Annotated in this window: 23 protein-coding genes, 1 tRNA gene and 1 other annotated feature; of the genes, 23 read left to right on the forward strand and 1 reads right to left on the reverse strand. The window is 35.0% G+C overall.

The genetic code is table 11. The features are described 5' to 3' along the window. Positions 1-109: 109 nt before the first annotated feature. The 7 genes from KBW87_RS03110 (at position 110) to rbsU (ending at position 4,603) form a co-directional block, all read left to right on the forward strand. Positions 110-186: transfer RNA gene (locus KBW87_RS03110), tRNA-Arg, on the forward strand. A gap of 117 nt (positions 187-303) precedes the next feature. Beyond that, entirely contained in the window at positions 304-915 is a 612-nt protein-coding gene (locus KBW87_RS03115; RefSeq protein ID WP_057810018.1) for an ECF transporter S component, read from the forward strand. Positions 916-961: 46 nt separating this feature from the next. Next, the gene (gene thmT / locus KBW87_RS03120; RefSeq protein WP_057810020.1) at positions 962-1,141 is read left to right on the forward strand and encodes a 2-hydroxymuconate tautomerase; all 180 of its coding nucleotides are present in this window, start codon (positions 962-964) and stop codon (positions 1,139-1,141) included. Positions 1,142-1,191: 50 nt separating this feature from the next. Continuing rightward, positions 1,192-2,202, forward strand: a complete 1,011-nt coding sequence (locus KBW87_RS03125) for a LacI family DNA-binding transcriptional regulator (RefSeq protein ID WP_057810022.1) — start codon at positions 1,192-1,194, stop codon at positions 2,200-2,202. A gap of 132 nt (positions 2,203-2,334) precedes the next feature. Next, on the forward strand, positions 2,335-3,258 hold the full coding sequence (rbsK, locus tag KBW87_RS03130; protein ID WP_057810024.1) for a ribokinase: 924 nt from the start codon (positions 2,335-2,337) through the stop codon (positions 3,256-3,258). Between the two features lies 1 nt (position 3,259). Beyond that, positions 3,260-3,655, forward strand: coding sequence for a D-ribose pyranase (gene rbsD, locus KBW87_RS03135; protein WP_057810026.1), 396 nt, complete (start codon positions 3,260-3,262; stop codon positions 3,653-3,655). A 57-nt stretch (positions 3,656-3,712) separates the two neighbouring features. Beyond that, positions 3,713-4,603, forward strand: coding sequence for a ribose/proton symporter RbsU (gene rbsU, locus KBW87_RS03140; RefSeq protein ID WP_057810029.1), 891 nt, complete (start codon positions 3,713-3,715; stop codon positions 4,601-4,603). Between the two features lie 72 nt (positions 4,604-4,675). Here rbsU and KBW87_RS03145 read toward each other — a convergent pair whose 3' ends face one another. Then, on the reverse strand, positions 4,676-5,794 hold the full coding sequence (locus tag KBW87_RS03145) for an acyltransferase family protein (RefSeq protein WP_236695255.1): 1,119 nt from the start codon (positions 5,792-5,794) through the stop codon (positions 4,676-4,678). A gap of 91 nt (positions 5,795-5,885) precedes the next feature. Between KBW87_RS03145 and KBW87_RS03150 the strand changes: the two genes are divergently transcribed. The 16 genes from KBW87_RS03150 (at position 5,886) to rpoZ (ending at position 18,345) form a co-directional block, all read left to right on the forward strand. After that, complete coding sequence (locus KBW87_RS03150) at positions 5,886-7,205, forward strand: DUF2325 domain-containing protein (RefSeq protein ID WP_057810030.1); 1,320 nt, start codon at positions 5,886-5,888, stop codon at positions 7,203-7,205. Between the two features lie 84 nt (positions 7,206-7,289). Beyond that, positions 7,290-8,129 carry a YitT family protein gene (locus tag KBW87_RS03155; RefSeq protein WP_057810032.1) on the forward strand — a complete coding sequence of 280 codons (840 nt, stop codon included), beginning with the start codon at positions 7,290-7,292 and terminating at the stop codon, positions 8,127-8,129. A 57-nt stretch (positions 8,130-8,186) separates the two neighbouring features. Continuing rightward, positions 8,187-8,266, forward strand: a sequence feature (ribosomal protein L21 leader region). Positions 8,267-8,279: 13 nt separating this feature from the next. Next, entirely contained in the window at positions 8,280-8,591 is a 312-nt protein-coding gene (gene rplU, locus KBW87_RS03160; protein WP_004045996.1) for a 50S ribosomal protein L21, read from the forward strand. 16 nt (positions 8,592-8,607) lie between these two features. After that, the gene (gene rpmA, locus KBW87_RS03165; protein WP_004045995.1) at positions 8,608-8,898 is read left to right on the forward strand and encodes a 50S ribosomal protein L27; all 291 of its coding nucleotides are present in this window, start codon (positions 8,608-8,610) and stop codon (positions 8,896-8,898) included. An 87-nt stretch (positions 8,899-8,985) separates the two neighbouring features. Next, positions 8,986-10,095: a M24 family metallopeptidase gene (locus tag KBW87_RS03170; RefSeq protein WP_057810034.1), complete on the forward strand. Its 1,110-nt coding sequence runs from the start codon at positions 8,986-8,988 to the stop codon at positions 10,093-10,095. A 71-nt stretch (positions 10,096-10,166) separates the two neighbouring features. Beyond that, positions 10,167-10,736, forward strand: a complete 570-nt coding sequence (gene efp, locus KBW87_RS03175; protein ID WP_004045993.1) for an elongation factor P — start codon at positions 10,167-10,169, stop codon at positions 10,734-10,736. Positions 10,737-10,755: 19 nt separating this feature from the next. Continuing rightward, positions 10,756-11,178 carry an Asp23/Gls24 family envelope stress response protein gene (locus tag KBW87_RS03180; protein WP_004045992.1) on the forward strand — a complete coding sequence of 141 codons (423 nt, stop codon included), beginning with the start codon at positions 10,756-10,758 and terminating at the stop codon, positions 11,176-11,178. 2 nt (positions 11,179-11,180) lie between these two features. Beyond that, positions 11,181-11,576, forward strand: coding sequence for a transcription antitermination factor NusB (gene nusB / locus KBW87_RS03185; protein WP_004045991.1), 396 nt, complete (start codon positions 11,181-11,183; stop codon positions 11,574-11,576). A gap of 58 nt (positions 11,577-11,634) precedes the next feature. Next, the gene (locus KBW87_RS03190; protein ID WP_057810036.1) at positions 11,635-12,486 is read left to right on the forward strand and encodes a tetrahydrofolate dehydrogenase/cyclohydrolase catalytic domain-containing protein; all 852 of its coding nucleotides are present in this window, start codon (positions 11,635-11,637) and stop codon (positions 12,484-12,486) included. Further along, positions 12,473-13,822: an exodeoxyribonuclease VII large subunit gene (gene xseA / locus KBW87_RS03195; protein ID WP_057810038.1), complete on the forward strand. Its 1,350-nt coding sequence runs from the start codon at positions 12,473-12,475 to the stop codon at positions 13,820-13,822. The genes KBW87_RS03190 and xseA overlap by 14 nt, the downstream gene beginning before the upstream one ends. 1 nt (position 13,823) lies before the next feature. Continuing rightward, positions 13,824-14,066, forward strand: coding sequence for an exodeoxyribonuclease VII small subunit (locus tag KBW87_RS03200; protein ID WP_057810039.1), 243 nt, complete (start codon positions 13,824-13,826; stop codon positions 14,064-14,066). Positions 14,067-14,068: 2 nt separating this feature from the next. Next, a complete protein-coding gene (locus tag KBW87_RS03205) occupies positions 14,069-14,938 on the forward strand; it encodes a polyprenyl synthetase family protein (RefSeq protein WP_057810042.1) in 870 nt (289 codons plus the stop codon). Beyond that, positions 14,939-15,751, forward strand: a complete 813-nt coding sequence (locus tag KBW87_RS03210) for a TlyA family RNA methyltransferase (RefSeq protein WP_057810044.1) — start codon at positions 14,939-14,941, stop codon at positions 15,749-15,751. Between the two features lie 9 nt (positions 15,752-15,760). Next, on the forward strand, positions 15,761-17,446 hold the full coding sequence (recN, locus tag KBW87_RS03215) for a DNA repair protein RecN (RefSeq protein WP_057810046.1): 1,686 nt from the start codon (positions 15,761-15,763) through the stop codon (positions 17,444-17,446). Between the two features lie 57 nt (positions 17,447-17,503). Beyond that, positions 17,504-18,118, forward strand: coding sequence for a guanylate kinase (gene gmk / locus KBW87_RS03220; protein ID WP_057810048.1), 615 nt, complete (start codon positions 17,504-17,506; stop codon positions 18,116-18,118). Between the two features lie 2 nt (positions 18,119-18,120). Then, positions 18,121-18,345: a DNA-directed RNA polymerase subunit omega gene (rpoZ, locus tag KBW87_RS03225; protein ID WP_004045985.1), complete on the forward strand. Its 225-nt coding sequence runs from the start codon at positions 18,121-18,123 to the stop codon at positions 18,343-18,345. The last annotated feature ends 53 nt before the right edge of the window (positions 18,346-18,398 follow it).

Raw genomic sequence — 18,398 nt, forward strand, 5'->3', positions numbered from 1 at the left:
AAAATTGCTTCAAAATAAAAAATTAACTTTTTTAAAAATAATGCTTGCATTTTTCCAAAAGATTCCCTATAATAATTTATGTTCTGTTGAGGACATACAAACATACATTGGTCTGGTAGCTCAGCTGGATAGAGCAACAGTCTTCTAAACTGTGGGTCGTGGGTTCGAATCTCACCCGGATCACCAACTAAGGCAACATTTATATGTTGCCTTTTTTGTTGCTCTTTTACAAGTGACCACCGTTTTGACCACCGAACTATTTTTCATGATATAATTAAGAAAATTTTGAGTTGAGGGAAATCAATGAAGAGAAATAGTACCGTTCGTTTGACAATTACAGCGATCTTTACAGCAATCTTAATCTTACAGACAATTGTACCTAATATTGGCTATATCCATATTTTTCCAGGCTTACCTGCAATCACTACTGTGCCTCTAACAGTTGCAATTTATGGGGCGCTGATGGGCACTAAAGCCGGATTTATTTTCGGCCTGTTTTGGGGAATTACTCGTTTTATCGCAACTTATGCTATGCCAAGTGATATGGTAAGTTTGTTACTTTTCCAGAATCCGTTAATTTCGATCGTTCCGCGTGTTTTAGCTGGAGTAACTCCGGGAATAATTGTAAATCTTTTTAAAACGGATAATCCTAAAATGCAAAAAGTTAGTTATCTGCTAGCCGGATTTGCGACCTCCTTTATGAATACTGCTTTTGTAATTATTATGACTAGTTTAGTATTTATGGGGGATCCAACTCATTTGACAAAATACTTAGGCTCTGTGAATACGAGTCAGCCTTTAATCATGATTTTAATTGTAGCTCTAGGTGTCAATGGGATTGTTGAAATGATTTTTACGGGCCTGTTAACACCGATAATTATGCCAGCTTTAAAACTTGTGATGAAAAAGGCGTAATTTTGAGTATAATTAAATAAGAATTAAAGCTTATGGAGGAAATTTTATGCCATTTGTACATATTGAGTTAATTAAGGGTCGAACTGACGAACAATTAACTAAGTTGATGAAAGATGTAACTGAAGCAGTTCATAAGGATACAGGTGCTCCTAAAGAACATATTCATGTAATTATTAATGAACTTGATAAGCATTCATACGGTAATAATGGTGAATGGCGAGCTTAAAATTTAAAGCGTTAGTGCAAGCTAACGCTTTTTAGTTTGGAAGTGAATTTATGACATTGAAAATGGCTAATATTGCAAAAATGGCTCATGTTTCAACTAGTGCTGTATCATTGGCTCTTAATGGTAAGGCAGGAATTAGTCAAGAAACTCGAGAGAAAATTTTTAAAATAATTAATGAAACAGGATATGAACCTTTACGCAAGAGACGTAAGGGAGGAAGTCGAAAAGTAGCTAGTTGCGACTTGATGATTATTAGTGATGAAAAAGGGATTGTTAATCGACATTATTACAGTCTGCCTTTTTTTGACCATTTAGTTGCTAATCTTACTCAAAGTGTGACCGGGTTTGGTACAGATTTGCGAATTGATAATTTGAAAATTAATCATTTAATTCAAGATTTAGAATTTTTACTTCAAACAAAGTCGATTACTAATGCGATAGTTTTAGGCACAGATTTGACTAGTACACAAGTAAAATATATTTCTTCGAAAATTAAACATGTTGTATTTTTAGATACTTATTTTGAAGAATTAAACTGTGATTTTGTAACTATGGATAATTATCGTGCAACTTATGAAGCAGCTAATTATATTTTAGAAAAAGGTTATACCAAAATTGGTTATGCTGCTTCTATTAAAGAAAATGCTAATTTTTTACAAAGACGAGCAGGTTTTCTTGATGCATTAAAGAATAAGAAAATCTCTTTACAAAATTTATATAAAATTGATCCTGCTTCTTTAACTAAAATAGGACCGTTATCTGGGTTTTCTTACAAGAATTTACCTGAGGTAATATTCTGTGAAACTGACTATATGGCTCTGAGAATTATTAAGGATTTAACTAAAAACAATATTAAGGTTCCAGATGATGTAAAAATTATGGGCTTTGATGATATTAGTGAAGGAAAATTGGCTAGTCCATCATTAACAACGATTCATGTGCCAATAGATCAGATTGTGAATCAAGTTATTTTTCAATTGCAATCCCAGGTGGCTACGAGTGATTGGGATGCACAAAAGTCATTGATAGGGACTCATTTGATAGTTAGACAAAGTCTTTAACTAAAATAATAACTAAAATAAGATTTTTTATTTTAGTTATTATTGAAAGCGCTGACAGCATATGGAATAATGATTTTAGAAAGAAGGAAAACAAAGTCTAAAAGCTATTTTAGTAGAGAAGGGAACAATAATATGAATAAGATTTCTGTTTTAGGTAGTATTAACCTAGATTCAACATTGCATATTAATCATATTCCATTACCTGGTGAAACTATTCATGTTACCAAGAAAACTGCGGCCGCTGGCGGTAAAGGAGCAAATCAAGCTGTAGCTGCTCAAAGAAGCGGCGCAGAAGTTAGTTTTATTGGTACAGTAGGACGTGATTATGGTGGTAAGTTTATGCTTACTACTATGAAGAATGAAGGCATAAATTTAACGCAAGTTTTAATAAAAGAAAATATTGATACAGGTACTGCAACAATTATGCTTGATGAAAAGGGACAAAACAGTATTTTAGTTGATGCAGGAGCTAACGCTGAAGTTACTCCGAATCAAATTGATAATGCTGAAGAGACTATTAAAAATAGTGATTATATTATCGCTCAATTTGAAACCCCAATTGATGCAACAATTGAAGCTTTCAAAATTGCCAAGAAAAATGGCGTTGTCACGATCTTAAATCCCGCTCCTGCAACTAAAGTTAGTGATGCTTTATTAGCTGTAACTGATATTATTGCTCCTAATGAAACAGAAAGTGCTTTGATTACAGGTATTGAAGTAAATAATGAAGAAAATATGCTTAAAACAGCAGAATACTTTAAGCAAAAAGGTGTCAATACTACCTTAATTACTTTAGGTGAACGCGGTGTATTTTATGCAAATGGAACTCATCATGCTTTAGTTCCGGCGCACAAGGTAAAAGCAGTTGATACTACTGGAGCCGGCGATACATTTATTGGAGGGTTAACTGCAATACTAAAGAAGGATTTATCCAACATTGAAAAAGCAATTAGTTATGGCCAAAAGGCATCTTCAATTACAGTTCAGACTTTAGGTGCAATGCCATCAATTCCTACGAAGGATAAAGTTGAAGAAGTATATGGAAAGGAATTTTAAAATGAAAAAGACTGGTGTAATGAATTCAAATATTTCACGCGTAATTGCTGATATGGGTCATATGGATTGGCTTGGGATTGGGGATGCAGGAACTCCTGTACCAAAGGACACAGAAAAGATTGATCTTTCAGTTAGATCAGGCTTACCATCTTTTATTGATGTTTTAAAGGAAGTTTTAGTAGAATTAGAAGTACAAAAAGTTTATGTTGCTGAAGAAATAAAGACTGAAAATTCGAAACAACTTGAAGAAATTAAGAAGGTCTTACCAGATGTTGAAATTGAATTTATTCCACATTCACAATTGAAGAAAGATTTATCAGTTTCAAAGGCATTTATTCGGACTGGTGAAGAGACACCATATTCAAACATTATTTTGGAAAGTGGCGTAATCTTTTAAAGTTGAAACTGATTTAAATAATCGTGTAAGACGATTATTTTTAGAATAGGTGATAATATGAATGGTATTGCTATTTTAGTTGGTTTGGGGCCGTTAATTGGTTGGGGCTTCTTTCCAACTATTGCTTCAAAAATTGGTGGTAAACCTGTAAATCAGATTATTGGGGCAACCTTTGGAACGTTTATTTTTGCTCTAGTTTATGATTTGATTCAGGGCCTAGGTATTCCTTCGGGAGCAGCTCTTGGTTGGTCTATTATTTCTGGAATAGGTTGGGCAAGTGCACAAATTATTACTTTTTATTCATTCACATTAATTGGTTCATCACGTGCTATGCCAATTACTACTGCATTTCAGCTTTTAGGTGCTTCACTTTGGGGAGTATTTGCTTTAGGTGATTGGCCAACTATGGCAGACAAGTGTATTGGCTTCTTTGCACTAGTTTTAATTGTAATTGGTGCTTGGATGACAACTTGGTCAGAAAATAAAACTGCCGATAAAGCAAGTAGAATGAAAAAGGCAGTTATCGTTTTACTGATTGGTGAAATTGGTTATTGGGCTTACTCAGCTGCTCCGCAAGCTGCCCACATTGATGGCTCACGTGCATTTTTACCACAATCTATTGGAATGTGTATCGTAGCTATTGTTTATGCTTTATTCTTGAAGTTAAAAAACAAAGACGAAAAATGTGCGCTTTTACAGGCAGTGTCATATAAGCAAATTATTTCCGGTTTCTTCTTTGCTTTTGCAGCCTTAACATACTTGATTTCAGCTCAACCAAATATGAATGGTTTAGCAACTGGATTCCTTCTTTCACAAACTTCTGTAGTTTTAGCAACTTTAACAGGAATTTGGATGTTGCATGAAACTAAAACTAAGAAAGAAATGGTCATTACTATCTTAGGATTAATACTTATTATTGGTGCTGCCGCTATGACAGTCATTGTTTAAAGAATATTTATAAATCGAAAAATTATTAACATAGTATAAAACCTCGAAATTGTTACTTAAATTTCGAGGTTTTTATATGACCTTTTTCATTAAAGGGTGGATTTTAAGCCAAATTTGGTGAATTAGATAAACTGATAAGTAAGACAAAATCCAAGTACAGATCCAAGTGCCAAAAACGCCTAAGTAAATGTTGAAATGAGCCAAATTTTGAAAATTGAAAAACTTCCACAGAATTCGATCCCAGAAAACGTTGGCTAAAAAGGCGCGGTAAGCATAAAAGGCAAGAAAGTGAATGCTTTTTAGACAATGATTCATATTGAAGACCTTTTGAGCAATACAGATTAAATAGATCAAAAAGATAACTGCTAAGGCATAAATTGCCATTGAAGGACGATAATAGCTGTCATTCATTAAGTTTGTAATTTGGTGAGAGGAAAGAAACACTTGTCTTGTCCAAAAGTAGGTAGCAAGATAAATTGCTACTACTAGCCACCAGTAATTAAACAGGAAGTTTTGCAATTCTTCATGGAAATTCCAGCTTAAACCGCCATAAAAACCAAAAATAAGGAAGCTAATGAAAACTCGATCTAGTAGATACCAATTTTTAGTATGTGTTCCATTTAAAACAAAATGATCATAAAACAGTAGCCAACTAAAATAGATCGCTCCAATAATGATGACTGCCCAAAATAGGCGCTGATAATTATGACCAACAAAACTACAAACCCATTTAATTAAGGGCATAATCAGTAGAAATTGTAGCATCATTACACTATACCAAAGATGCGGAGCAGCATTTCCACTAAAGAATTGCCAGATAAACGTTCTTACATTATGATAAAAACCGTGTTGCTGCAAATTAGGCATTGTAATTAAATAAATTAAGGTCCAAGCAAAAGTAGGAAAGAAATTATTGTCCCATTGGGTTTTAGAATACGATTTCAGATTTAGCTTATTTTGTGAATCGCTTTTTCTAGTCACGGTAAAAACAATCCCGAAAATAAAGGCGGGAGAAGTAAACTTGACTAGGTTATATAGTGAAGCTAAAAAGATCTGTTTTTTTAAATCAAGTGGAAATGTAATTGCCAAAGCAATGATTGGCTGTAGCATGACAACACCGTTGGCAAGAACTTTTAAATAGTCGCCGATGTCAGCTAACCACCAATTGGATTTGTGATCATTAATTTGCATATTTTGCCTCTAGGATAACTATTATTTATTAATATATTAGCACACATAGATATACTTATATCTTTTTGTGATTGAAGAAGGGGAAAGTTGAATGTTTGATTATCGAAATAATATAAAGAAGATTTTGAATAATACAAGTGCAGATGATAAAAGTCTGCAGAATAGTTTAAATGCGATTAAAGCTATTATTAATATGACTGGGGATGAAATTAAAAATGCACCTAGAGAGTTAAATCCTAAGTCAATTGATAGTAAGCAAGTTAGAAATCTATTGTCTGCTTTAACTGAGTTAATTACTAAGCCAGGTGATTCAAATGCGAAAACTCGATCAATTTCAGCTATTCATAAATTAACTTTTGAACCAGAGGTTGGCAAAAAGTATGGCGATTTATTAGGAAGGCTTGATCAAGCAATTCAAAATTCTGTTGAGACTAAAGAAGCAGTTAATAAGAAGATTTTTGAAGATGCAGTTAAGCCTAAAAAGGCAGTTAAACGTGACTATCGTAAAGGTCGGCGTTATACAGTAATTCGTTTAGTATCAGGGGCAGATTTGATCAATGATAATGGTGATACGGTTTATACGGTGAAAGAATCACAGGTTCATCCTTTAAATTTGAAGACTGGGGATGTAGTTGAAGCATTAGAAGATAAGGATAATCCTAATTATGAGGCTGAGATTTTACGAGTGGTTGGTTTTCGTAAATTACGCAAGCGTGATTATGATCAAATTGAAGATTTTAAGTACGCAGTAGTTCAAGGAAAGGCTAATAGTTTAGCAATTACTCGTAATATTCATGGTGAGAAGTTGAAAATTAGAGGTAAAGCTGTTGTGATTCCAGTTGATACCAGCTATTATCAAGGCGAAAATATTCATCTAGAAGATGGCTCAATTGTCGATCTTGCCTGGTATAGTGGGGATGTGCGTTTAAAGAAAAATCCAGCTGATGCCGTACAAATTCGCTGGATTTATCAAACTGATCAGCCTAAAAGAAAAGCAAATAAATCTAAAAAAGATAAAAGTAAAAAGCAGACAGCTGAGCAGTTAACTAAGCTAGATATGGATCTTCATTATCAGCGGGTGGGAATTGCGATTGGCGATAATCAAAACGAGGCTATGCTTGAAAGTATTGTGACCCGCTATAATGGTATTCCTATCCCAATTGATGCTTTTGAAGGTAAGAAAAAGGTCATTGAAAATCAAATCAAGGACTTGGATATTGTGATCTTAGTAACGGCTTTTGCGGCTCATGATTCAACCTGGAATATTCGAGAATTTGCTAGCAAATATGGTGCTAAGTTTGCTGTAAGTTCTAGTAAGGGCTATCAATCTTTTGAAAGAGCCCTTTATCGAGCAGAAAATGGGCTCCCAGCATATGAAGGAAATCAACAAATTGACTATAAAGTTAAATAAATTATTATAATTTGATAATTTAATTGAGTAAATAGCCTATTTTTAGATACAATAATAACTAACAAAAAGAAAGGACGGTTGATAATGAAAGAAAATATAAAAAAACGTTCTTGGATGCGTTGGCTTGTATTTTTAGCAGGTCTAGAAATTATTGCAGTATCTATTAACTTGTTTTATGGCCCGATTAATATTGCGGCCGGAGGGTCTACAGGAATCTCTATTTTAGTTGATGCTGTTTGGGGAATAAATCGGTCAGTGACAGTATTTATAGTGAATGTACTAATGCTGATATTAGCAGCAATTTTCTTAGGGAAGAAAACTACTAAAAATATTGCCTTAGGAAGTTTTGTTTTGCCGATTTTGATGCAAATCACTCCTAGCTTTAAGGCAACCGATAATGAACTTCTAGCTGTAATTTATGGTGGAGCTTTAATGGGGCTAGGGGTTTCACTTTTATATCGTGTAAATGCTTCAAGTGGTGGGACAACAATTCCGCCAATGATTTTAAAAAAATACTTTTATTTAAATCCGGCCGTCACATTATTATGCATTGATATGATTATTATCTTTTTAAATATTTTTGTAGATGGATGGAACGCTTTCTTCTTAGCTGCCTTTTCACAATTAGTAACGGCAATTACCATGAATTACACAGAAACTGGTTTTGATAAGAAATATCAAGTTAGAATTATGAGTAATGATCACCTTGAAGAAATACGAAATAAATTACAAGAAGACTATGTAGGATTAACTATTTATGACGTAGTTGGTGGTTATAGCGATGATAAAAAGAAGCAATTATTAATTATTGTAGATACTAATGAATATGGAGCTTTAATTACAAAAATTCACGAGATTGACGAAGAAGCCTTCATTGTAACTTCTAGTGTAGCTAAAGTTCATGGCGGAAGATGGGGCATTTAGCTATTGAAAAACTTGATTAATGGTAGTAGAATGTAGAAGTTGTATTTGTGGAATCCTCCACATCTGCAACCGCACGATTTGCGGTTAGAAGACTTTCAGAGTTGAAAGCACCCAAATTGGCGAGTCTAAGTATTTTTTGGAGGTGTACAAATGTACGCAATTATTAAGACCGGTGGTAAGCAATACAAGGTTGCAGAAGGCGACACTGTTTTTGTTGAAAAGCTTGATGTAGAAGAAGGCAACGAAGTTACCTTTGATGAAGTTATCCTTGTAGCTGATGGAAAAGATGTTAAAGTTGGTACCCCAGTAGTTGAAGGTGCTAAAGTTACTGCTAAAGTTGAAAAGCAAGGTAAGGAAAAGAAAGTTGTAACTTTCAAGTACAAGCCAAAGAAGCACTCACACACTAAGTACGGTCACCGTCAACCTTACACTAAGGTTACAGTTGAAAAGATTGAAGCTTAATTCAGAGGTGAAATAAATGAACATTTTAGATATGAAGTTATTCGCCCACCACAAGGGTGGCGGTTCTACTGCTAACGGTCGTAACTCAGCTGGTCGTCGTTTAGGCGCTAAAGCTGGTGATGGTCAAGAAATCCACGCAGGTTCTATCATTTACCGTCAACGTGGTACTAAGATTCACCCAGGTAAGAACGTAGGTAGAGGTGGAGACGACACTTTATTTGCATTAGTAAATGGTGTTGTTAAGTTTGAACGTCTTGGTAAGTACAGAAAGCAAGTTTCTGTAATTCCAGCTGACGAAGCTAAGTAAAACATTTCTTAAAATGAAGACGAGAAGTAAAATGCTTCTCGTCTTTTTTGTATAATAATAAATAGTAAAAAAGAAAGAGGGCTCGATATGGAAAACAAGCAGGAATTATTAACTTTGATTAATAATCGAATTGATAAAGTTTGTGATTTGATTAAAGAGCAAAATGCTGATGCGATGATTATTTTTAATCAAGCTAATTATCGTTACTTAACCAACTTTACTGGAGAAGAAGCTCAATTGATTTTAACTGCACAAGGAGATCGAATTTTACTTTCTGATTCTCGCTTCGATTCACAGATAAAAGCAGAAGCACCCGGTGAGTTAACTGTCGTGATGAAACATGATAGTGATTATAATGAATTAACCAAAGCTTTAAAGAAACTAGATGTGAAAAAGGTTTTGGTGGAAGGCGAATTTGTTTCGGCGATAGAATTTCAAAAGTTGCAGGCTTTAAACCCAAATTTGAATTTTGAAATGTCGGAAGAGCTTGTTGAACGAGTTAGAAATGTAAAAGATAATCTAGAAATTGAAGCCCTCAAAAAGGCTATTGAAATTTCAATGGAAAGTTTTAAGAGTATCTTACCGATGATTAAGCCCGGAGCTAAGGAGAGGGATATTGCTGCTAAACTTGATTATTTATTTAAATTAAATGGTGGCGATGGCCCTGATTTTGATACAATTATTGCTTCAGGTGTTCGCTCTGCATGGGCTCATGGCGTTGCCAGTGATAAAAAGATTGCCGAAGGCGATATGGTTGTAATTGATTTTGGCAGCTTTTATCATGGATATGCTGCAGATATTACGAGAACTGTGGCCGTTGGAAAAGTTGATCCAGAACTGGAAAAAATTTACAATATTGTTCATGAAGCACAAAGGCGAGGAATTGAAGCTGCAGTAAGTGGAAATACTGGTCGTGATGTTGATCGAGCAGCTCGAGATTATATTACTGAGCAAGGTTATGGAAAATATTTTGGTCATGGAATAGGACATGGGATTGGACTAGAAATTCATGAATTATGTCAGCCTGCTTTACCCTTTAGTAAACAAAAATTAGAAAATAATATGGTTCATACAGTAGAACCGGGGATTTATTTACCAAATAAGGGTGGAGTGAGAATTGAAGATGATATTTTGGTTCATGATGATACTCCAATTACTTTATCCAATTTACCAAAAGATGAATTACTTTCACTTTAAACTAGATATTCTTTATAGCCAAATGGCTTTCAAATTGGTAACATATAGTATGTAGAAATGAGGGAATTAATATGACAATGATTTCAGTTAACGAATTCAAAAACGGATTAACCATTCAATACAATAATGATTTATGGCGAATCGTTGAATTCCAACACGTAAAACCAGGTAAGGGTAGTGCCTTTGTTCGTTCAAAGTTAAAGAGTTTGAGAACAGGTGCAGTGCAAGAATATACTTTCCGTTCAACTGCTAAGGTTGAAACTGCAGATATTCAAACTAAATCTATGCAATACCTATACAATGATGGTACTAGTTATGTATTTATGGATACTTCAACTTATGATCAATTGGCTATTCCAAATGAACAAATTGAAGAAGAATCTAAGTACTTGAAGGAAAACATGGATGTTAGTGTTATCATGCACGAAGGTGAAACTTTAGGGGTTCAATTACCAAATACTGTTGATTTGACAGTTGAAAAGACCGAGCCAAATATTAAAGGTGATACTTCATCTGGTGGTGGTAAGCCTGCAACTATGGAAACAGGTTTAGTAGTTAACGTTCCATTCTTTATCAACGAAGGCGACGTATTAACTATTAACACAGCTGATGGTACTTACGTATCACGTGCTAATAAGTAGTTTTTTGAGGTAAAAAGATATGGCAGACAGTTCAAAAATTCTCTTAAACGGTGAAGAGACCGGTGAACAGATTGAAATTGATCCTAGCGTTCTCGAAGTTATTTTGGGCATTGCTGCTGAAAAAATTGACGGCGTTGCAGGAATGCGAGGCAATATAAAATCTGGCTTAAGTTGGGTATTAGGTCGTGAAGATCGCGGAAAAGGCGTTAATATCAAACTTGATGATGATAATAGATTAATTGCTGATGTTTATGTCTACTTTGATAGTGGCGTTAATGTTCCAAAAGTCGGGATGCAATTGCAAAAAGCGTTAAAGACGCAACTATTGCAAATGACTGATCTAGAACTTAAAGCAATTAATGTTCATGTAGTAGGTTTAGTATTCCCTGAAGATACTGAACAAACTACCTCGAAGCTGTTTTCGGAGGATGAAGAAAAGTAATAATGAATCAACACGAAAGTCGTAAAGTTGCAATGCAAGCAGCATATTTAGCTAATCAAGATCCTGAGTATACTGCTGAGGAAGTTGAAGCTAAAACCGTAGCAACGCTTGATTTAAAAGAGCTTTCTGCCTATTCAAAGACTCTGATTGAAGGCGTTATTGCAAAGCGTGAAGAACTTGAACAAGATTTAGAAAGTCATTTGAAAAATGGCTGGCATTTAAATCGCGTAAATCAAATTACGGTTGCAATTATGGAAGTCGCTTTATATGAAATCAAGTATAGTGATGAAATTGAGCCTAAAGCAGCGGTTAATGAAGCTTTAAACTTATGCGATGAATTTGCTGATCCAAAGTCAAAACCATTTGTTAATGGAATGCTAGCAAACTTCATTAAATAAAAACGATGGCCGGCACGGGAGTTGCCGGCTTTTTTTATAAGAAATGGGGAAATGTCTAATGGGAAAGATTCTTGATGGAAAATCTTTAGCCAATTTACGTGCGCAAAAATTGAAAAAAGAAGTCGAAATATTAAAACAAGACGGAATTAACCCCCTTTTTTGCGTAATTAATATTGGAGATGATCCAGCAAGTAAGGTGTATGTAAAAACTAAAAAAAGAAGAGCTCAGGAAATGGGAATTGAACAAAAAATCTATCAATTGCCCAGTACAGAATCAGAAGAGAGCGTGCTGAATTTAATTGATAAGTTAAATCAAGATCCATCCGTACACGGAATAATGGTTCAAATGCCTACTCCTGAGCAAATTAATGTAAATCATCTTCTTGAAAGAATCGATCCAGAAAAAGATGTTGATGGCTTAACACCTACCAATATTGGTCATTTATGGCAATCAGATCATTTTGTAGAACCTGCTACGGCTATCGGTATTATGAAGTTACTTGAACATTACAAAATAAATGTTGCTGGAAAAAATGTTGCTATTATTGGACGCAGTAATATTGTTGGTAAGCCTCTTGCTGCTTTGATGTTGGAAAAAGATGCTAGTGTTTCTGTTTTGCACTCTAAAACTAAATCTTTGTCTACTTATACTCGGATGGCAGATATTATTATTGTGGCCGCAGGTCAAGAAAATTTGCTGACTTCTGAAATGGTTAAAAAAGGTGCAGTAGTAATTGATGTAGGAATTAATCGTGTAGAAGGACATTTGGTGGGAGATGTTGATTTTAAGCAAGTTTTATCTAAAGCTCGCTGGATTACTCCCGTACCAGGTGGCGTCGGACCGCTCACAGTTGAACTTTTAATGGAACAAGTAGTGAAGTTAACGAGGAGAGCCCATGGCATCAAATGATAAATATTTAAGTGTTAGCGATTTAAATTATTATATTACTCAAAAATTCAAGAATGATCCTTATTTACATAAGGTATTTTTGGAAGGAGAACTGTCAAATTTTAGATATCGACGCAATTCACATCAATATTTTTCTTTAAAAGATGAAAAATCAAAAATTAATGTGGTAATGTTTCGTTCATATTTTGATAAGGTAAAATTTAAACCCGAAGAGGGAATGAAAGTTTATGTTGTTGGCTATGTGAATGTATACGGCCCCCAAGGTTCTTACCAATTTTATGCAGAAAAAATGGAACCTGCTGGCTTAGGTGCCTTGTATGAACAGTTAAGACAATTGCAAGAAAAACTTACTAAAGAAGGCTTGTTTGACGAAAGTCATAAGAAAAAATTGCCTAAATTTCCCGATAAAATTGCGGTGGTAACGAGTGCTTCTGGAGCTGTCATTCATGATATTATGGTAACAGCCAATCGTCGTTTCCCTCATGCGGAGATTGACCTGTTTCCAGCTCAAGTTCAAGGAGATACGGCAGCTGATTCCTTAGTAAATGCAATGCGGCAAATTGCGTCTTATGGCGATAAATACGATGTAATGATTATTGGACGTGGTGGGGGATCGCTAGAAGATTTGTGGCCTTTTAATGAAGAAAAGGTTGTGCGGCAAGTTTATAATATGCAAATGCCGGTAATTTCTTCGGTAGGTCATGAAACCGATACTACTCTGTGTGACTTAGTTGCTGATCAACGAGCGGCTACTCCAACTGCAGCGGCCGAATATGCAACTCCAAATTTATCAGATGAGTTGGCTCATATTCGTCAATTAAACAGCCGCTTAATTTCAGAAACTAATGCCCTTATTCATGAAAAAAGAGAAGTATTGAATCGTATTAATAATTCGGTAATTATGCGAGAGCCTGCCCGACTCTACGATCAACAAATTCAAACCGTTGATTTACTAAAAAATCGACTGCAAAATGGTATTACTCATCTTTTAAATCAAAATAGTCAGAATTATCGTTTACTAAATCAAAGATTGCTCGGCAATAGTCCTGAAAAGCAAATTACACAAATGAAGCAAGCTAATATCTTTAATGCCCGACAATTAATAACGGGGATGAATCAAGTTATTGCTCAAAAGAAGAATCAATTTAAACAGATGGCTCAACAACTTGATGATTATAGTCCTTTAAAGACGCTAAATAGAGGCTATGCTTATGTGAGTGATAAAAAAGATCAAACTATTACTTCCGTTGATGATCTAAAAGAAAATGATTTAGTGAAAGTGCATTTTAAAGATGGAGAAATAAGTGCACGCGTAATGGATGTGAGGAGAAAGTAAAATGGCAAGTGAAAAGAATAATTTTGAACAGCAATTAAATGAATTAGAACAAATTGTGACTAGTTTAGAAAATGGAAATGTTCCTTTAGAAGATGCTTTAAAACAATTCCAAGAAGGAGTTAAAATTAGCCGTAGTTTGGATAAGAAACTAACTGAAGCAGAAGAAACTGTTGCTAAACTTATTGATAGTGATGGTACTGAACATAGCTTAGATCCTACAAACGCATCTGCACCGGAGGAATAATTATGACAGCATTTAAATATTTTCAAGAAAATTGGACGCCGGTAATTAATAAGTATTTAGAAAAGCATTTAGCTGATGATATTGATGATCAAAAGATCAGTCAAATTATGTCATATTCGGTGATGGCTGGTGGGAAGAGACTTCGTCCTTTATTGTATTTGGCTACTTTAAATACTTTAGGACGTAAAATTGATGATGCTGAAATTCAAATTGCCTGTGGAATTGAATTAATTCATACCTATTCCCTCATTCATGATGATTTACCAGCTATGGATAATGATGATTATAGACGAGGTCGTTTAACTAGTCATAAGAAATGGGGCGAAGCTGAGGCTATTTTGGCAGGGGATGCACTTTTACCTTTGGGAATTGAGTGGATTTCTAAGGCAAGTAATTCAGCTGAGATGGTCACCATTATTACTAAGGCAATTGGACCTAATGGAATGGTCGGAGGACAATATTTAGATATTGATTCCACTAATAATACCTCTGTAGCAAATGACAGCAAGTATATCGATAAAATGGAATGGCTAAAGACAGGCTGTTTGATTTTAGCTAGTGTTCAGATGGGTGCTGTTAGAGCAAATGCAACCGATATTGAAAAAGTGAAGTTATCTGACTTTGCTAAAGTGTTTGGTCGCGCTTATCAAATATATGATGATCTAGTTGATGTGGTGGAAACTAGTCAAGAAGCTGGTAAAGCTACCCATAAAGATAAAGAAGAGGGAAAGAATAATACTTTAACTCTTCTTGGTATTGATCAAAGCAGGCAAGAATTAAAGGCTTTAATTAAACAAGCTAAAGATGATCTTAATGGGTTAGATAGTGATGTATTGGGTGGATTTTTAGATCTTTATAAAAAGGTATTATAAATGGCAAAACAACGAGCAGATGTACTATTAGCTGAACAAGGAATTTTTAATTCTCGCTCTCAAGCTCAACGAGCAATAATGGCTGGTTTAGTAAGTGATCACAATCACCAAAGAATTGACAAAAGTGGAACTAAATTTCCGAAAGATGAGAAGTTCTACATCAAAGACGATGGCAAAAAATATGTCTCACGTGGAGGCTTTAAATTAGAAAAAGCTTTGAAGGTTTTTGATATTGATTTAAAGGATAAGATTTGTTTAGATATTGGTGCTTCAACTGGAGGCTTCACGGATGTTGCACTTCATAATGGTGCCAAAATGGTTTATGCCTTAGATGTTGGTTATAATCAGTTGGCTTGGCAATTACGCGATGATCCAAGAGTAGTGGTTATGGAAAAACAAAATTTCCGTTATAGTAAACCAGAAGATTTTGATCAAGGTTTACCGGACTTTGCGATGACAGATGTTTCCTTTATTTCATTAGATTTAATTATGCCGCCAATGTATGCAATTTTAAAAGATAAATGTGATGCAGTATGCTTGATTAAGCCCCAATTTGAAGCTGGTCCTGAAAATGTAGGAAAGCATGGAATTGTTCATGATCATGAAGTTCATCGTCAAGTAATTGAACATACGATGAATGAAGCCATGAAGATCGGTTTTAATGTTTTGGGGATAGATTACTCACCAATCAAAGGTGGAAAAGGAAACATTGAATTTTTAATTCATTTACAAAAAAATGAAGATAAAGGTGGACAGAATCTTTGGTCTGGAACAGTGAGTGAGGTAGTGGAACGTGCTGTTGAAGGACTTTAAGGTGAAAAAATGCTAGTAGAGCTAGATATTAAAAACTTTGCGATAATTAAAGCTTTGAAGGTTCGCTTTCAAGAAAAAATGACGGTGCTAATTGGGGAAACTGGTGCCGGAAAATCTATTTTAATTGATGCAGTTTCTCTTTTAATGGGAGGCCGCGGTCAAAAAGAAATGATTCGGTCAGGTGAAGACAAAGCGCTAGTTACAGGTTTATTTGACTTAGGAGAGCAAGCTAAGCAAATTTCGCTCTTGTGTGATGAATACGGTCTTCCTCATGATGATAATCAATTAGTAATTAGTCGAGAATTAGCCACAAAAGGTAGAAATATTGTTCGAATCAATGGTCAATTAACTACAATCAATGTTTTACGTGAAGTGGGTAATTATTTGGTAGATATCCATGGGCAAAATGATCAACAAATATTGATGAATCAGGATCGACAGATCGATTTAGTTGATAATTATGCTCCCAGTAATTTAAAAGAGGAATTGAGCGCTTACCAAGATAATTATTACAAATGGAAAAAACTAACCGATCAATTGCATCATCTGCGTCAAGATGCCCAAGAATTGGCTCAGCGTCAAGATATTTTGCAATTTCAAAATAATGAATTAGAAGCAGCTAACTTGTCTGACCCTAAAGAAGATGAAAAGTTGGAAGATGAGTTTAATGAATTGAATAATTATCAAAAAATTGCGGACGCAGTTCATTATTTTATGCAACTTTATGATGATGATGAGCATGGGATCGAGACTTTATTGGGAGATGCCCAAAGTGCTGCTGGTGATTTAACAGAATTTAGTAATAAATTCAATGATTTTGCAAAAACTGTTGATGATGGTGTCTATGCTTTAAGTGATGCGCGTAGTGAACTTTCAAGTTTAATGGATCAAATGGATTTTGATGAGGAACGCTTTCAAGAAGTTACTAATCGTTTAGACTTACTTAATTCCTTAAAGAAAAAATATGGTCCTAGCTTAGAAGAAGTACTCGACTTTTATCAAAACGTTCAAAAAGAATTAGCTCAGTTTGAATCGGGGGGGTTAGATGAAGAAGAAATTCAGCAAAAAATTTCTCTTTTAGAATCTAAAATGACTAAGCAAACTGAAAAATTACATTTGATTCGTGAACAGGTAGCTCATAAATTAGAGGTTCAAATTAAGCAAGAATTAGCTGATCTGTATATGGAGAAGGCTAGATTTGCGATTAATTTTGACCAGACTAAGACTTTTACTCCTAAAGGTACTGACGAGATTGCATTTTTGATTGCACCTAACCCTGGAGAAGACTTAATGCCGTTAGTTAAGATTGTTTCGGGTGGTGAACAGTCGCGATTAATTTTAGCTTTAAAGGCAATTTTTAGTCGAGTGGAACCAGTTGGAACGATGATTTTTGACGAAATTGATACGGGAGTTTCTGGCCGAGTTTCCGCAGCTATTGGACAAAAAATGCATAGTATTGGTCAAGACAAGCAAGTAATTACAATTACTCACTCACCGCAAGTTGCTGCAGCTGGTGATCAGAGATATTTAGTAGCGAAAGAGGTTAAAGATAGAGCTACATTTACTCAAGTGAAACCACTTGCCCAGAATGAAACGGTTACCGCAATTGCTCAAATGATGGCTGGTAGTAATATCACAACTGCAGCTAAACAAAATGCAATTGATTTAATAAACAGTTTTAATAAAAGAACTTGAAAATAAAATGTTTTTAGTGCAAACTAGATATATTAGATCTTTCTAGGAGTGTTTGGCATGGCAGATAAAGGTTTGTTACTCGTCCTTTCGGGTCCTTCGGGTGTTGGTAAAGGAACCGTTAAGAGTGCAATTGTTGAAAATAAAGTATTTCCTTTTGAATATTCTGTTTCTATGACTACCCGTAAACCACGACCGGGTGAAGTTGATGGGAAAGACTATTATTTTGTAAGTGAAGAACGTTTTCAAGAAGCTATTAACCGCGGAGAACTTTTAGAATATAATAAGTACGTTGGTCATTATTATGGTACTCCGCTCGCCCCAGTTAAAAAGATGCTTAAAGAAGGGAAAGACGTTTTACTCGAAATTGATGTAAATGGTGCAAAAAAGGTAAGAGAAAAAATGCCGGATGGTGTATTTATCTTTTTGACGCCACCGGATTTACATACTTTACACCTTCGTCTTGAACATCGAGGGACAGAGTCTGAAGACGTTATTATGGGCCGAATTAAACAAGCTCGTAAAGAAATTTTAGTAATGCAAGATTATGATTATGCCGTGGTTAATGATACTATTGCAAATGCGGTTGATCATATTAAAGCAATTGTTGATGCAGAACATGTTAGTGTTAAACGAGTTATCGATGACTATCGTAAAATGGTCAGGGAGGATTAACTATGAGAATTACATATCCATCAATTGATAAATTATTAAGTCGCGTTGATTCACGTTACTCATTGTCAGTACTTGCTGCAAAGCGTGCACATGAACTTGAAGCAGGTTTTCCACCAACTCTTGAAGTTTTCAAGTGTGATAAGGCAGTAGGAAAGGCACTTGAGGAAATTGCAGCTGGTAAGGTTACAGTTGATCCTGCGCATCAAGAAGTTAACCTCGAAGATTAATTTAGTTTATGACCGCCATCGGCAATGATGGTGGTCATTTTTTGTAAGGTGAT

It is taken from the genome of Lactobacillus intestinalis, assembly GCF_024397795.1.
Classification (GTDB): Bacteria; Bacillota; Bacilli; order Lactobacillales; family Lactobacillaceae; genus Lactobacillus; species Lactobacillus intestinalis.

Excerpts from the sequence above, each read along its gene's own strand:
- KBW87_RS03180 (WP_004045992.1), top strand. The coding sequence starts at position 10,756 with ATGGCAGACAGTTCAAAAATTCTCTTAAACGGTGAAGAGACCGGTGAA.
- rbsU (WP_057810029.1), top strand. The coding sequence starts at position 3,713 with ATGAATGGTATTGCTATTTTAGTTGGTTTGGGGCCGTTAATTGGTTGG.
- xseA (WP_057810038.1), top strand. The coding sequence starts at position 12,473 with ATGGCATCAAATGATAAATATTTAAGTGTTAGCGATTTAAATTATTAT.
- KBW87_RS03210 (WP_057810044.1), top strand. The coding sequence starts at position 14,939 with ATGGCAAAACAACGAGCAGATGTACTATTAGCTGAACAAGGAATTTTT.
- KBW87_RS03125 (WP_057810022.1), top strand. The coding sequence starts at position 1,192 with ATGACATTGAAAATGGCTAATATTGCAAAAATGGCTCATGTTTCAACT.
- rplU (WP_004045996.1), top strand. The coding sequence starts at position 8,280 with ATGTACGCAATTATTAAGACCGGTGGTAAGCAATACAAGGTTGCAGAA.
- efp (WP_004045993.1), top strand. The coding sequence starts at position 10,167 with ATGACAATGATTTCAGTTAACGAATTCAAAAACGGATTAACCATTCAA.
- rpmA (WP_004045995.1), top strand. The coding sequence starts at position 8,608 with ATGAACATTTTAGATATGAAGTTATTCGCCCACCACAAGGGTGGCGGT.
- rbsK (WP_057810024.1), top strand. The coding sequence starts at position 2,335 with ATGAATAAGATTTCTGTTTTAGGTAGTATTAACCTAGATTCAACATTG.
- KBW87_RS03190 (WP_057810036.1), top strand. The coding sequence starts at position 11,635 with ATGGGAAAGATTCTTGATGGAAAATCTTTAGCCAATTTACGTGCGCAA.
- KBW87_RS03205 (WP_057810042.1), top strand. The coding sequence starts at position 14,069 with ATGACAGCATTTAAATATTTTCAAGAAAATTGGACGCCGGTAATTAAT.
- KBW87_RS03170 (WP_057810034.1), top strand. The coding sequence starts at position 8,986 with ATGGAAAACAAGCAGGAATTATTAACTTTGATTAATAATCGAATTGAT.
- thmT (WP_057810020.1), top strand. The coding sequence starts at position 962 with ATGCCATTTGTACATATTGAGTTAATTAAGGGTCGAACTGACGAACAA.
- rpoZ (WP_004045985.1), top strand. The coding sequence starts at position 18,121 with ATGAGAATTACATATCCATCAATTGATAAATTATTAAGTCGCGTTGAT.
- nusB (WP_004045991.1), top strand. The coding sequence starts at position 11,181 with ATGAATCAACACGAAAGTCGTAAAGTTGCAATGCAAGCAGCATATTTA.
- recN (WP_057810046.1), top strand. The coding sequence starts at position 15,761 with ATGCTAGTAGAGCTAGATATTAAAAACTTTGCGATAATTAAAGCTTTG.
- gmk (WP_057810048.1), top strand. The coding sequence starts at position 17,504 with ATGGCAGATAAAGGTTTGTTACTCGTCCTTTCGGGTCCTTCGGGTGTT.
- KBW87_RS03155 (WP_057810032.1), top strand. The coding sequence starts at position 7,290 with ATGAAAGAAAATATAAAAAAACGTTCTTGGATGCGTTGGCTTGTATTT.
- KBW87_RS03200 (WP_057810039.1), top strand. The coding sequence starts at position 13,824 with ATGGCAAGTGAAAAGAATAATTTTGAACAGCAATTAAATGAATTAGAA.
- KBW87_RS03150 (WP_057810030.1), top strand. The coding sequence starts at position 5,886 with ATGTTTGATTATCGAAATAATATAAAGAAGATTTTGAATAATACAAGT.
- KBW87_RS03115 (WP_057810018.1), top strand. The coding sequence starts at position 304 with ATGAAGAGAAATAGTACCGTTCGTTTGACAATTACAGCGATCTTTACA.
- KBW87_RS03145 (WP_236695255.1), bottom strand. The coding sequence starts at position 5,794 with ATGCAAATTAATGATCACAAATCCAATTGGTGGTTAGCTGACATCGGC.
- rbsD (WP_057810026.1), top strand. The coding sequence starts at position 3,260 with ATGAAAAAGACTGGTGTAATGAATTCAAATATTTCACGCGTAATTGCT.